Genomic DNA, 13,581 nt, shown 5'->3' on the forward strand with positions numbered 1-13,581 from the left:
TTGATAGGAATTAACGCAAAGGCGCGAAGAGGCAAGGACGCAAAGGAGCAAACAAAGTAGGTCAGGTACTCTGTACCTGACACTTCTCGATGTAGCGAACTCCAACAAGTGTCAGGTACGGAGTACCTGACCTACAAGCCAGCGGCGCCACGCGGCTATCCATCATTTGTCTTCTCTGCGTCTTCGCGCCTTTGCGTTGAATTCTGGATCTTGCAGTTCTAACTAAACGAGACAGTGGCGCGGATCGGCCAGGTATTGCATGGCTGCCAGGTTGTTCGTGTCGCGCGAGACGAGCGGGCCGGGGGTGATGATCTCCAGCGGCAGGTCTTCCATCTTCTCGCCGTTGCGGGCGATGAATTGACCCAACACGAGCGACGTCATGTGGATCAGGCAGACGGGGTTCACCGTCGTCGCCGCCAGCCGGCCATCGGCGATCGCGGCGAGCCCTTCTTTCTGGCCATCGACCGCGGTGACGATCATCTTCTCGTGGATCGTGCCGTTCAAGGCGGGGAGCGCGGCCAGGGCCATGTCGTCGCTGTGGAAGAATGCCCCGGCGATCGGCTCGCTCGATTGCTCGAGCAGCGCCTCGAACGTGTTGCGGGCCTTTTCCTTTTTCCAGTCGCACCAGCGGACATCGCCGCCGATCACCTCGACCTCGGGATACTGCTTGACGACGTTGTCGAAGCCCTGCTTGCGTCCGCGCGCGCCGCTGTGGGCGCTCAGTCCACCGATATGAATCACGCGTCCGCGACCGCCGATCTTCTCCATCAGATAGCGGGTGCTCGTCTCGCCCATGAAGACCTGGTCGGGGGTGACTTCGGTCCAGACGCCCACTTCACGCATGCGCTCGGGCGCGACGAGGAGCGTATCCATCGAGATCACCGGCACGCCACGCTTCTTGAGCGTGGCGACGGGATCGGCCAGCGTGTCGATCTGCACGGCCTGGAAGCAGCAGAAGTCCCAATCGTCGTCGACGATCAGATCGATCTTGTCGCGCTGCTTTTGGGGATCGAACTCGCCGTCGAACCAGGTGACTTCGACGCCAAGCAGCTTGCCCCATAGCTCGGCCGTGTCTTTGCCGAGCTTGCACCAGGTGCTTTGCAGACCGGCGTTGGAGAAGGCGGCTTTGAGAGGACGCTGTCCGCCGGCGCCCGTGGCGGCGGAGCTTGCCGACTCGCCCGACGTGGAGCCGGCACAGCCGGTGGCCAACGCGGCCAGCCCGAGACTTCCGCCGGCGACCGCGCGCTCGATAAACGCACGGCGAGATGTTGCGGAACCGGCAGACGCGGCAGGTAAATCAATACGATCAGCCACGGAGCGAACCCTCCCCTGCTTAGGAAGACGAGATACAACCGACGAGCGCGAGAATGGAGACTTTCAATCGTAACTGGCTGCCGCGGGGGATGAAAGCGCCGCGGATGCAGTCGGTAGCACCGACTTTCATCTCGCCTGATTCGACGGCTTTTCCCGGAGAATCGTCGGTGCCACCCGACGGTGTGGAAATAGAGGTGGCGTGTGGCATCGACATAGGTGCTAAGCTGACGTCATGGAGTCGAATCCCTACGTATCGCCTGGGTCAACCACAAGAAGAGAGTCCGCGATCTCCCCAGGGAGAAAAGTGGCTGCGATACTTCTTGGCACGTCCGCAACGGTGAGTCTCGTTATTGCACTTTGGGCGACAGGTCAGGCGGTATGGGACGCGAGAAGCGACGACTCTGATTTTCGAGTCGCAGCGGTGGAGAACAATCTCATCGTGGCCTTTTGGTCCTTTTGCTTGTCGCTAGCGTTGGCACTGTGCGCACTCTGGCTTCTTCGACCACCAACGGGAGGCCTCGACCAGAAATGACCGATTTGCCTCCTGCACTCGGGTCGACTGCGGTCGCTTCGTTGTATCGCCGAACGCTGCCGAGTAAGCTGCTGATCGTCTCTCGCCATTCTTTAGGGGAATATCGTCGATGTCGCTCGATCGGTCGGTTTCATCTCGCACTTCCGCTGGCGTGGCTGCCGCACAACAGGCAACCTCCTCGGCCGCGCAGCGCGGCGCCGTGTGGTTGCTGTTTGCCCTCTGGTTTCTTTGGGCGGCGCTGTTGTTTGGCGGATTCATTTTCGGCGGCGACGACGAGTCGCGAGCCCGCATCCCGCGCTGGGCGCGGATGTCCTCCTCCGCCGTGCTCGTGCTTGCCGGTTGGACGTGGATCGTCGTGGCGGCGCCCACGGCGGTGCGCAAGTATGCGGTGCTGATCGCCGTCGGCATGACGCTGGGTTTTATCGGCGACCTGTTCAACGCGGGGCTCCTTCCTGGCGTGTTCCAGGACGACACGATCGGCGGGATCATTGCCTTCGGGTTGGGGCACATCGCGTACATCGCCGGTATGTTGAACCTCGAGCAGGTGATCGGGCTGAAACGGCCGGGCCTGCGCTGGCTGGCGCTGGCCGTGTGGCTGGCGATCGGTTTCTTCGGCTGGCTCTATGTCACGACCGACGCCCCGAAGAACGCCGCTCTGCGCTGGCCGGCACTGCCCTATAGCCTGCTGCTGGCGGGCACGGCGGGCCTGGCCTCGGGCGTGGCGCTGCGCGATCGGCGTTTCTTGCCGCTGGCCGTGGGGGGCGCCTTGTTTCTTACGAGCGATCTCGTGCTGGCCTGGGAGTTGTTCCAGGGTTCGTTCCGCATGGCGGGGGATATCGTGTGGCTTACCTATGGACCCGCCCAGATGTTGATTGTCTATTCGATAGGCACGGCGATCGTGGCCGTCGTGGCTCGCTCGCGCGACGCGACCTGAAATCTTGCGTACCTCTGTGTCCTGATGTGTCCTGACTTCTTCGGGAGCCGAACGATGATGCGTCGTCTTACCCTGCTGTGGCTTGCCGCACTGATGTTCGTCTGGACCGCGTCGGCAGCGGCGCAAGATGCGGCGACGGCCGAAAAGCCGACACGCATCAAGCCGAAGTCCGCTTCGTTCGATTCTGACGGCGTGAAGATTCAATACATCACCGCGGGGGAAGGGGAGCCCGTCATCCTGATCCACGGCTTCACCGCCAGCGCAATGTTGAACTGGCAACAGTCGGGCGTCTTCGACGCGTTGGCCAGGCACTATCGGGTGATCGCGCTCGACAATCGTGGCCACGGCCGCAGCGGCAAGCCGCACGAGCCGGCAAAGTATGGCCTCGAAATGGTCGAGGACATCGTCCGCCTGATGGATCACCTGGGGATCGACCGGGCACACCTCGTCGGTTACTCGATGGGGGGCTTTATCACCGGCAAGCTGGTCACGACCTATCCCGAGCGCGTACTTACGGCCACGCTCGGCGGTGCCGGTTGGACCAAGAAGGACGACGAACGCATGAAACTCATCAACGAGCTGGCCACCTCGCTCGAAGAGGGCAAGGGCATCGGCCCATTGATTCGTCACCTGACGCCGCCGGGCGATCCGCAACCGACCGAAGAACAGATCGCCGGCATGAATCAGATGATTTTGATTCTGAACGACCCGTTGGCGCTCGCCGCGGTGGCGCGCGGCATGGGCGATCTCGAAGTCGCGGAGCAATCGCTGCGCGACAACAAGGTGCCGCTGTTGGCGCTCATCGGCGACCGCGATCCGCTCAAGGACGGGGTCGATCGGATGGAACCGGTGACGGCGAACCTGAAGGTAGTGGTGCTCGAAGGAGCGGATCACATGAGCGCGTTCAGCCAGCCCGAGTTTATCGAGTCGCTCGAGGCCTTCCTGGCCGAGCATAGCGAGGCGAACCAGCCCGAGGTGACCGCGGCCGGCAAGTAAAAACTCTTCGACTCAGATGGGGATCGAGGGGTCCTTTTGCCCGGTTGGCTTGATTCGAAACCAAGTTGGCCGATCCGATTCTTTCCGTTCTCTGCCCCGGCGAGCGAAAACGTTGGTCTTTCACGGTAGGTGTGCTACGGTGACCTTTGCGCGGAGGGCGTACTCGCGGGGGGTACGACCCGCAGGTTTCCAAGGGGAGGGGCCCTGCTCGGGGCCGAGGAGGTTTCCATGACGACGGCTCGATGGCTGCTGCTGTTTCTTCTGGCAAGCGTTCTTTTGCCGGCGGGCGCCGTCTTGGCCGCCGACAAGGAAGACCCGGCCAAGGCCGTGCTCGGCAAATGGTGGTTTCCCAAGCGCAACGGCAAGATGGAGATCTATCGCGACGGCGACAAGTTCTTCGGCAAGGTGATCGCCTACGACGAAGAAGGGGCGCTCGACAAGAACAATCCCGATCCGGAGTTGGCCAAGCGTCCTTTCGTGGGCATCACCATGCTGGGCGATTTCGTCTACAACGCCGGCAAAGAGGTGTGGGACAGCGGCTTCATCTACGACGGCGACAACGGCAAGACGTACAAGTGCAAGATGTGGTTCGACGATGGCGACCTGAGCAAGCTGCAGGCCCGCGGCTTCATTGGCGTCGCGCTGTTGGGTCGGACCGAGACGTTCGAGCGCGTCACGAAGGCCGAGGAAGAAGCCGAGGCCAAGGCCGCGGCGGCGAAGACTGCCACCGCTGAAGAAAAACCGGCAGGCAAGAACGAATAGCTGGTACGGCGGCGGTCTCCACGTGACGGGGCCCCGTTAACTCGCGCCGTCAAGATTTCCGAAGATCTTCGACCGGCACGGCCAACCCGTGGATCTCGTTTTGCGCGAGCGTGATGTCGCGCGTCTCGGCTCCGAGGCGCACGCCGATGCGGCCTTCGGCGCCGCGCGATTCGTGGATCTCGTTGGCCGTGATCGAGATCGTTTCGGTCTGGCCTTGCACGTCGATCGCCACGGCGCCGGCCGGTCCGGTGTCGGAGATCTTGTTCTCTTCGATGCGATTGCGGTGGCCGGCGAAGTCCTTGCCGCGCTCGGGCCGGAAGAGGACCGCGTTCTCGCGACTGGCGGCGATCGTGTTGCGGCGCACCAGGTTGTCGGTATCGCGGTGACCGATGGAGACGCCGACGCGATTGCCGCGGATCTCGTTCTGCTCGGCCAGGCCATACTTCACGCCCCAGCAAAAGAAGATGCCGATATCGGAATCGGCGAGTTGGTTGTGGCGGATCAGGGGGCGTTGCGAGCCGGAGCCGGGGTGGAGCGCGAGCCCGGCGTGTCCGTGGCTGTGACAGTTCTCGACGACGACATCGTGGCAGATCTGCCAACTGATGCCGTCGCCGTTGTTGTTCCGCGCCGTGACGCCGCGGATGTCGATGCGCCGGCAGTCCTGTAGGAAGATGCAGCCGGCGTAGTTGCCGTCGAGGTTCTCGTTCTCGGCTCGGCGACCGTCGAGGGCGAGGTTCTCGATTGCGAATTCTTCCACTTCTTCGCCATCGAGCAGGGCGTGCAGGGTCGAGACGGTGGTGTCTCCCATCAGCCAGAAGTTCTGCCGCAGGGCGCGATCGAGCTTGAAGCGATTGCCCGAGCGCGCCACCAGCGTCCGCTTGGCGACGTCCAGGCCGCCGTTGTGCGGATTGCGGGTACGAATGCAGACGCCGGAGCCGACTTTGAAGCCCCGGGCATCGGCGAGGGTGATTTCCTGATCGTACCAGTCGCTGTCCTCGGCCAGCTTGGTGGTGACCGACGGTGCCTTGGCAAGAACCGTCTCTTCGCCAGCGCCGACGAGCCGCACCTTCGAGCGCAAGTACACCGCGTTCGAGAGGACGTACTCGCCGGGCAGAATCTTCACCGTGCCGCCCCCCAGGCGCGCGACGTAATCGACGGCCGCCTGCAGGGCGCGTTCGTCGCGGCCGACGATGTCGGCCTCGCGCTGGCCGACGGTGATCGTGAGCCGCTCGTCCCAAGCGGGTTCGACGCGATCATCGCCCGAGGTGGCACGAGGACGCGTCACGGGGGGCCGCTCGTCGGCCGCGGCACGCGATGCCGTCAGGCCTCCGGCGACCCAGACAGCGGTCGTCTGCAGAAAACGTCGCCGCGAGGCGTTTGTCGCGCGGCGGCGCGAAGGAGCGAACGAGGAACGCGGAATCTCGACCGGCATGGCACCTTCCCACTCGAGGAACTCGGGACGTTGGTTCGAGGATACGCCACCGGCCAGGCGAGTGCCAGCTTGCGCCGCGTGATGACCCGATGCGGCGTTGCATCAAGAAGGGGGGTCCGCGAGTTCCTTGAGCATCTCTTGGGCGCGGGCCACGATGTTTCGTTGCGAGCGATCTCCGGCGTGCTGGGCGATCACCTCTTGCAGCAGTTCGAGGGCCTGGGGGGTGGGGATATGGCGCACGACGTGCAACACCATGCGCATGCGCCGCTGTTCGGGCACTTTGGCGACGGCCGACCGCAGACGAACAGAGTCGGATCGGGCGAGGGGACCTTGGCGCGATTTCGCGCACGATTTCCAGAAATTGTCTCCGAGCTCGACCAGCTTGACGCTTGCCGTGGCGCGCTCGGCACGGTCTTCCGACCGCAGTTGTTCGACGAGGGCGTACAGTTCGTCCTGCTCGGGCTCGAGAGGGGACAGAAGCTTCACACGGAGAAACTCGATCGTCGCGTCTCCGCCGGCGACCATTCTCTCGCAGAGATCGTACCGCTCGAGCTGCCCCACGTAGGCGTGCGAGCCACCTCCCACTTGTTGGTAGAGTTGTTCCAATTCGTCCGCCGTGGGAGGAGCGGCATCGCCGAGTTGGGGATGCTCCTGCGTCAGGTCGTAGACGAGCACCGAATTATCAACCAGGGCCACCGCCAGGCGCTGAGAATCGTGCGAAAAGGCGACCTCGCGTGCCATGGCCGCGAACTGATGCGTGAGACGACGCTCGCCTACATCCCAGACCTGGAGCACGTCGGAAGATTCGGAGCCGATTTTGCGCTGTTGCACTCCGGCGAGCAGTCGTTTTCCGTCGGGCGAAAAGCAAGTGTGGACCGCCGCGCTGCCGCTCAGCGGGCCACGCAGGATGCTGGTGAGTTTGCCAGCGGCAAGATCCCAAAGCTGGACCGTGTCGCCATACTTCCCCAGCGCGAGCTGCTTTCCATCGGGCGAGAGGCCGGGCGCATGGGTGAACACCGTCCAGCCCGGAGTGACGATCTGGCGGAGCGGCTTGCCGGTGTCGGCCTCATAAAGCTGGATGATGGTATTGGTTCGATAGCCCCCTTGCTCGTGGGACGCGACGGTGTAGAGCACGGAGCCGTCCGGCGAGAGGCAGACCACGACGTTCTGGTCTTTGCTCACGGGCACGGAAGAGCGCAGCCTGCCATCGGCCACGTTCCAGACGCGAATCAGGCCGTCGCCGTTCGACGGGCGCTCGCGGTGGAGCGAGGCCACGGTCGAGCCATCGGCCGAAACGGCCCTGCGGGTCAAACGGCCGTGTTCGAAGCGCTGGGTCTCCTCCTCTGACGGATAGGTGGCCCATTCCTGCGACCGACCATCGGCAACTTCCATGCGTTCGAGGTGGGGACCCAGGCCGAAAATGACGCTGGTCGCATCGGGTAGAAACACCGCTCCGTACAAGGGCCTGAGCAATTCGCGCGGTGGATCGGGAATGGCACGCTGCCACTCTCCGCTGCGCAGATCCCAAACGTGAATCTCGCCCGTGCTCGTCGCCGTCAGGGCGATTTCTCCCGAGGCGGGCAAGGCCACGTCAACGATATCGGGCAAGCTCACCCGGGGAGTCTTGGAACCGGGATGAGGATCGATCTCCTGCCCCTGGGCGAGATCCCAGTATTTGATGCGTCCGCTTTGACTGGCGGTGATGAAGATCTTGCCGGCGGGATCGACGACGAGCTTGATACTCTCGGTGGGCTGCGAGTAGAGCACGGATTTCGTGGCGAGATCCGTGAGCGTGACATTGCCGAAGCTGCCGAGCGCTAGCAAGCGCTCCGTCCCGGGCACGAACGCCACGGAGTTGCCGTAGCTTCCGGCGATCTCGTGGATGATTTGCCGGGCGTCGAGATCATAGACGGCGGCTCCCTTGCTATTGCCCGCGGGGCCACCGGCAGCGGCCCGCGCATTGCCGCGCGGTGTCCGGCCCGTGTAAGCCAACAAGCGGCTATCGGACGAGAAGGCCAGGTCGACGACCTCGACCGAATCGGTGGTGATTTCGTCGAGCCGTTTGAGCGTGGGATAATCGTAGATCCGGATTTTCAGATCGGCCGTGGCCACCGCCAGACGCTTACCGTCGGGCGAGATCGCGATCGCCTGGCTCAGCTTCTGATGGGCCTTGAGCTGGCCGGCGGCCGGCACGACCGAATCGAGGACGTACGCCTCGCCCACGTGCCACACTTCCACGGTGCCCAGCGGGCTGGCCGCGGCGAGCGTCTTGCCGTCTGGTGCAAAGGCCACCAGCACGGGCAAGTTCGTGCTGAACTGCGGGTAGTCGGCCGTGCGCAGGATGGCCACGCGCTTCTGCGAGGGCATGTCCCACAGGCGGATCGATCCATCGGTATTGCTTCCGGCGGCGAGTAACGCCCCATCGGGGGAGAAGGCGAGCGATCCACTGCCGTTCAGATCTTCGGCCAGCTCGGCGATGAGCTTGCGCGAGCCGACTTGCCGAATCTTGATCGGCGCGCCGGCCAGATAGCCACTGCTGGCCGTGCTGCGCCCGTCGGGCGAGATGGCGAAACCGCGAATGCCGCTTCCCTGCTCGAAGTCGTAGAAGCCGAAGCGCAGAACAGCGCCGGGAGGCCGATTACTATTGGCAGGCGAGATGATGAGGTCGGCAAGAGACGTTTGTGGCGCCGCCGAACTCAAGCGGCCCGACAGGAAGACCAGGCTGCAGACGAACAACGCACGGCAGACCCTCGATGGCTTGCCCACGCTACACCTCCGCGAAGGGGAGAAAGCATCGCAGCGAATCGGACCCTGTCTACGGCAAGGCCGTCATCATCTTCTTCCTACCCGACGGCAAAGTCCAGCGCGAATGCGTCGAGACTAGACTTTCGCGCGGCGTGCGCGCTTGCGCACGATCGCCAGTGCGCCGGCTCCGCCCAGGAGCATCACGGCCCAGGTCGAAGGCTCGGGCACCGTGTAGATGGCATTGCCATTTACCAGGATCGAGGTGATATACGCTTCCGTGTTCACTTCGCCGACGGTGGGGTTACCTATTTCGAACGTTCCGCCTCGCGTCGAGGCATAACCATCGAGCAGCACGTGTACGCCGTCGGTGAAGTCGCCGGTCCACTCCACCGTGAGAAAGCCGTTTCCCCCCGAGGTGTTTTCCATCGACACGAAATCATCGTCGCCATCGAAGTCGAAGCCGAAGACGCTCAAGTTAAAGTTCGCTTGCACGCCCGAGTCGATTCCCGAGAACGACATCGCGGCATTGTAGCGCGCGATGACCTTGATCGTGCCGAAGGTGATGGGCTGATTATTTTCGTCGAGGGGATAAAGAGTCTCTTCGACGGTTCCGGTTGCGGTGGTGATGATTCCTTCCGAGTAGTCGTTCGGATTGCCTTGGACCAAACCCGATCCCGTGAGCTTGTAGACACTAGAGGAGGATGAAACAGTGGCCACGGTGCCCGAGGGTATGTCTCCAATACCGCTGAAGAAAACCGGTGTGGGCGATTGAAAGACGCTGTCGGTGTAGTAGCCAGCTTCGCCCGAGATGTGGGCCCCGGCACTATGCAACGGATCGGCCACGGCGGTCTGAATGAGCGACACGCAGAAAACCGTGCAGTAAACGATCGCGATGAATCTGCCCATCGTTGTCTCTCATCGTTCGGGGCGGTCAGTGACCCCCCCCAAATGGGCGGGCGGCTGCGACCTGATGTTAGTAACCCCCCCTCGAATGGTCAAGCAAAAATGGGAAATCAAACAGGTGATTTCCGCCATCGTCGATCTGTGAATAGCGCGCCACGGCCACCGACGAGATTCGGTGTCCACCACCGCACGGCAAGAACTTTGCACAGACGCAAACACCAGCGTGTTTGCGGACACTCGCCGCGTCATTCGACGACCGAGACCCGCAAATTGTCTTCTAATGATCGATATCCAGGTGGGGGAGCTCCGTTTGCAGCTTCTCGACGGCGTCGGGCGTGAGAGGGGTACCGGAGAGGTCGAGATCGACGAGCGTCTCGTGCGCCATGAGCGCTGGCAGGCTGGCGTTCGTCAGCGGGGTGTTCGACAGATTGAGCACGCGCAACTGTGTCAGCGTCTGCAATCGGGCGAACTGCTCGTCGGTGATGGCGGAAAAGCTCAGATCGACGAAGCGGACCTCGCGGCAGCCGGCCAGCAGCTCGACGACGCGATCGTCGACGTCTACGCCAACCAGGTCGATCGAATCGACGCGGGCGAAGGCCTCGCCATGACGGTCGAGCCAGAAGGTCGGCAGGCGATCGAGCCAGCCCGGCGCCTCGCGCGTCAACAGGATGGTGGCCCCCAGGGTTTCCAGCTCGCGGGCCTGCCGGCGCTGGTGGCGCTGCGCGTCGAACAGCGGCAGCAGGGCAAAGAGCAGGCTCGCCAACGCCACGAGCACGAGCAGCATGCGCAACGTGAATCTGGGCGGCGCGAGCTTCACGGGCGAGATTCTCGACGAGGGACGCGACGCGAGCTCACACGCTCGGCAGGCGCACCATGCCGAACCAGTAATCAACGATCGCTTGCAGCATCTTCACGACGCCGTCGAAATCGGTGGGCTTGGTCATGTACGCGTTGGCGTGCGCTTCGTACGCGCGGGTGATGTCGCGCTCCGAGCGCGAGCTGGAGAGGACGATCACCGGCACGCGGCGCAGGGAATTGTCGCTCTTGATCTCGCTGAGCACGTCGTGACCTTCGCGGCCGGGCAGGTTCAGGTCGAGCAGGATCAGGTCGGGACGGGGTACTTCGGCGAACTTTCCCTCGCGGCAAAGAAAGGCGATCGCTTCGCTGCCGTCGCGGGCCACGTAGAGATCGTGGACGAGCATGATCTCGCCGAAACCCTCGCGCGTCAGTTCCACGTCGGCCGGGTTGTCCTCGACCAGCAGGATGCGGGCGGCGCGTCGCTGCGTGCTCGCATTACTCATGACCGTTCCTCGCCGGAATGGTGAAAAAGAAGACACTGCCGCTGGTTTCGCCCGGCTCGACCCAGATCTGTCCGCCGTGCCGTTCGATGACGCGCTTGCAGATTGCCAGGCCGATGCCGCTGCCGGGGTAGCGATCGCGCCCGTGCAGACGCTTGAAGATCTCGAAGATCCGTTCAGCGAACTGCGGTTCGATGCCCAGCCCGTTGTCGCGGATCGAAAAGCGCCAGCCGTCGTCGTGCGGCTGGGCCGAGACGTGGACGTGCGGCGGAGCATCTCCGTGAAACTTGATCGCGTTGCCGATGAGGTTTTGAAACACTTGCAGCAATTGCGAGGAATCGGCGTTGATCGTGGGAAGCGGGTCGTGCGTGACGCTGGCGTCGAGATCCTCGATCGAGCTGCGCAGGTTGGCCAAGGCTTCCTGCAGCACGGCGCCGCAATCGGTCGGTTCGAACGGCCGGGCCTGGTAGTCGATGCGGGTATAGTTTAGCAGATCCTGTACCAGGATCTGCATGCGCCGCCCCCCCTCGACGACGAAGCCGATCCACTGGGTGGCGCGCTCGTCGAATTGCCCCTGGTAGCGGCGCTGCAGGAGATCGCAGAAGCCGGTGATCATTCGCAGCGGCTCTTGCAGATCGTGCGAAGCGACGTAGGCAAAGCGCTGCAACTCGAGGTTGCTGTGCTCGAGCTCGGTGATCGACTGCGCGAGCTGGCGGGCACGCTGCTCGGCCGTTTCGGTGCGCTCGGCGACCCGGTGCTCGAGGGTTTCGTTGAGCAGCTCGAGGCGCTCTTCGGCTCGCTTGCGGCGCAGCCCGAGCATGGCGGTCACCCAGATGGCAAAGATCGCCAGAAAGCGGTTGGCCAGATCCTGCCACAGATCGCCCCGCCGGGCCGAGAAGGACAGATCGAGAAAGACGAGGGTGGTGCAGATTTCGGCGATGATAATCACATCGATCCGTTGCGGCGACCAGAGCGCCACGACGACGACTGCCACGTAAACCACGCCGCATGCCACGCCCAGGGGTGTCATGTAGTCGACGCCAAAGATCGCCGCCGCCAGGATGAAGCAGATCAGCAGGATCCGGAGACGAGGAGTCATAGGAGGTTGGAGGCTTCAGGCTGTAGGCCGGAGGGTTTTTGTGTGGGCTCTCGTCGCGGACGGAGCAGCATCGATCTTCGCCGCAGCGCGGGGGGTAATTCTTGACCCTCGACAGTCTCTAACCTAGAGCCTACAGCCTCCTACGTCACATCGGCAGCAGCACGTCGGCGGCCCAACGGCGGCGGAAGCGGGTCACCAGGTCGACGAAGCCCGGCCATTCGATCGGTTTCACCATGTAGCAGTCGGCGTCGAGCCGTTCTTGCACGACCAGTTCTTCGTGGTAATGCGAGACCGTCAGTACGACGACCGGCACGGAACACAACTCGGGGTCGGCGTGGATCTCGGTCAGCACTTCGCGCCCGTCGAGCTTCGGCAGCTCGAGATCGAGCAGGATGAGATCGGGTCGCGGGGCGCGGGCGTACTTGCCTTCGCGGCGTAGGAACTCGAGTGCGTCGCAGCCGTCGCGTAGCAGGGTGAGGCGGTGCTCGAAGTTCCCTTCGCGCAGGGCTTCCATCGTGAGGCAAGCGTCGGCCAGGTTGTCCTCGATGAGGAGAATCTCCATCGGCCGACCAACCGTGTCGCGGTGCATCATCGCTTCCCTCCGGCCCCAGGTGCCATGGGCTTCACCTCTCCCTGGCTCCAGCTTAATGAGGGGCTCTGGTTAGCGGAAGCGTTTGGGGCTGCTTGCCGGGGCGAGGCATGGTCATGCCCGGGAAGGGGGGCTAAACTTGGCCCGCCGCCGCCCCCCAGCCCCGCGTGGCGCCAGCAGAACCAGTGGAGCGGACCATCATGGGATTCAAGACGACCGACCTTTCCGACGCTCACCCGGGCGTGGTGCAGATTGCCGAGCCGTTGTTTCGGGACTTCGGCAGACGGATCGCGTTTCAGGGTCCCATCGCCACGGTGAAGACGCACGAAGACAATTCACTGGTGCGGGCCGCGCTCGAAGAGCCGGGCAAGGGGCACGTGCTCGTCGTCGATGGCGGCGGCTCCCTGCGCTGTGCCCTGCTGGGGGATCAACTGGCCGCCCTGGGGCATCGCAACGGTTGGAGCGGCGTCATCGTCTATGGCTGCGTGCGCGATGTGGCCGATCTGGCCCAGATCGAACTGGGGGTGAAGGCGCTTGCGCCCCACCCGCTCAAGAGCGAGAAACGCAATTCGGGCCAGCGCGACGTCGTGCTGCGCTTTGCCGGCGTGACCTTCGTCCCAGGGCAGTTCCTGTACGCCGACGCCGATGGCATCCTGCTCTCGACCGGGTCGTTGGGCTGAGAGTACCAGATCGGCCCCCACGCTCACGATTTGCGTTTGGGAATTTGTTGGCGATCGAACCTGAATTCGTTGTGTCGTCGTGTCGTGGTGTTCCAATTCCATACCACCGGGTAGCAGACGATGGTGCGGCGCGACGTCGCGCACGACAACACACTCGAGTCGCACCGTCGTCGGTGTTGCGCAGCAACCAGAGGGTCGATCGGGCAGGCGCATTTCAGCAGCACAGCCTCGCCACAACGCCGGTCCGGTCGAAACGAACCTCTTGTCGCTGCGCGACCAATTTGCCCTTCCCAGCAG

12 protein-coding genes are annotated in these 13,581 nt (G+C 63.4%); 4 read left to right on the top strand and 8 right to left on the bottom strand.

The features are described 5' to 3' along the window. Window positions 1–222 precede the first annotated feature (222 nt). Window positions 223–1,314, bottom strand: coding sequence for a sugar ABC transporter substrate-binding protein (locus KF708_02240; protein ID MBX3411510.1), 1,092 nt, complete (start codon window positions 1,312–1,314; stop codon window positions 223–225). Between the two features lie 641 nt (window positions 1,315–1,955). Here KF708_02240 and KF708_02245 point away from each other — a divergent pair. The 3 genes from KF708_02245 to KF708_02255 all read left to right on the top strand — a co-directional run bounded on the left by KF708_02245 (window position 1,956) and on the right by KF708_02255 (window position 4,538). Next, window positions 1,956–2,780, top strand: coding sequence for a lysoplasmalogenase (locus KF708_02245; GenBank protein ID MBX3411511.1), 825 nt, complete (start codon window positions 1,956–1,958; stop codon window positions 2,778–2,780). Between the two features lie 54 nt (window positions 2,781–2,834). Beyond that, window positions 2,835–3,776: an alpha/beta hydrolase gene (locus KF708_02250; GenBank protein ID MBX3411512.1), complete on the top strand. Its 942-nt coding sequence runs from the start codon at window positions 2,835–2,837 to the stop codon at window positions 3,774–3,776. 228 nt (window positions 3,777–4,004) lie between these two features. Then, on the top strand, window positions 4,005–4,538 hold the full coding sequence (locus KF708_02255; GenBank protein ID MBX3411513.1) for a DUF2147 domain-containing protein: 534 nt from the start codon (window positions 4,005–4,007) through the stop codon (window positions 4,536–4,538). A 49-nt stretch (window positions 4,539–4,587) separates the two neighbouring features. Here the strand turns inward: KF708_02255 and KF708_02260 are convergent, their stop codons facing one another. From KF708_02260 to KF708_02290, 7 genes are all read right to left on the bottom strand, one after another. After that, complete coding sequence (locus tag KF708_02260; GenBank protein ID MBX3411514.1) at window positions 4,588–5,970, bottom strand: right-handed parallel beta-helix repeat-containing protein; 1,383 nt, start codon at window positions 5,968–5,970, stop codon at window positions 4,588–4,590. A gap of 102 nt (window positions 5,971–6,072) precedes the next feature. Further along, on the bottom strand, window positions 6,073–8,736 hold the full coding sequence (locus KF708_02265) for a WD40 repeat domain-containing protein (protein ID MBX3411515.1): 2,664 nt from the start codon (window positions 8,734–8,736) through the stop codon (window positions 6,073–6,075). 114 nt (window positions 8,737–8,850) lie between these two features. Further along, on the bottom strand, window positions 8,851–9,621 hold the full coding sequence (locus KF708_02270; GenBank protein MBX3411516.1) for a PEP-CTERM sorting domain-containing protein: 771 nt from the start codon (window positions 9,619–9,621) through the stop codon (window positions 8,851–8,853). A gap of 274 nt (window positions 9,622–9,895) precedes the next feature. Further along, window positions 9,896–10,435 carry a hypothetical protein gene (locus tag KF708_02275; protein MBX3411517.1) on the bottom strand — a complete coding sequence of 180 codons (540 nt, stop codon included), beginning with the start codon at window positions 10,433–10,435 and terminating at the stop codon, window positions 9,896–9,898. Window positions 10,436–10,469: 34 nt separating this feature from the next. Then, window positions 10,470–10,919, bottom strand: coding sequence for a response regulator (locus KF708_02280; GenBank protein MBX3411518.1), 450 nt, complete (start codon window positions 10,917–10,919; stop codon window positions 10,470–10,472). After that, window positions 10,912–12,015 carry a hypothetical protein gene (locus KF708_02285; protein ID MBX3411519.1) on the bottom strand — a complete coding sequence of 368 codons (1,104 nt, stop codon included), beginning with the start codon at window positions 12,013–12,015 and terminating at the stop codon, window positions 10,912–10,914. The genes KF708_02280 and KF708_02285 overlap by 8 nt, the downstream gene beginning before the upstream one ends. Before the next feature lie 145 nt (window positions 12,016–12,160). Beyond that, on the bottom strand, window positions 12,161–12,607 hold the full coding sequence (locus tag KF708_02290) for a response regulator (GenBank protein MBX3411520.1): 447 nt from the start codon (window positions 12,605–12,607) through the stop codon (window positions 12,161–12,163). A 197-nt stretch (window positions 12,608–12,804) separates the two neighbouring features. On the opposite strand from KF708_02290, the gene rraA reads away from it, so the two are divergent. Then, complete coding sequence (gene rraA, locus KF708_02295) at window positions 12,805–13,284, top strand: ribonuclease E activity regulator RraA (protein MBX3411521.1); 480 nt, start codon at window positions 12,805–12,807, stop codon at window positions 13,282–13,284. Window positions 13,285–13,581 lie beyond the last annotated feature (297 nt).

The organism is Pirellulales bacterium, assembly GCA_019636335.1.
Lineage (GTDB): Bacteria > Planctomycetota > Planctomycetia > Pirellulales > JAEUIK01 > JAHBXR01.

Coding starts and splice junctions, on each gene's coding strand:
- KF708_02250 (MBX3411512.1), top strand. CDS start 2,835: ATGATGCGTCGTCTTACCCTGCTGTGGCTTGCCGCACTGATGTTCGTC.
- rraA (MBX3411521.1), top strand. CDS start 12,805: ATGGGATTCAAGACGACCGACCTTTCCGACGCTCACCCGGGCGTGGTG.
- KF708_02290 (MBX3411520.1), bottom strand. CDS start 12,607: ATGATGCACCGCGACACGGTTGGTCGGCCGATGGAGATTCTCCTCATC.
- KF708_02255 (MBX3411513.1), top strand. CDS start 4,005: ATGACGACGGCTCGATGGCTGCTGCTGTTTCTTCTGGCAAGCGTTCTT.
- KF708_02285 (MBX3411519.1), bottom strand. CDS start 12,015: ATGACTCCTCGTCTCCGGATCCTGCTGATCTGCTTCATCCTGGCGGCG.
- KF708_02245 (MBX3411511.1), top strand. CDS start 1,956: ATGTCGCTCGATCGGTCGGTTTCATCTCGCACTTCCGCTGGCGTGGCT.
- KF708_02270 (MBX3411516.1), bottom strand. CDS start 9,621: ATGGGCAGATTCATCGCGATCGTTTACTGCACGGTTTTCTGCGTGTCG.
- KF708_02280 (MBX3411518.1), bottom strand. CDS start 10,919: ATGAGTAATGCGAGCACGCAGCGACGCGCCGCCCGCATCCTGCTGGTC.
- KF708_02260 (MBX3411514.1), bottom strand. CDS start 5,970: ATGCCGGTCGAGATTCCGCGTTCCTCGTTCGCTCCTTCGCGCCGCCGC.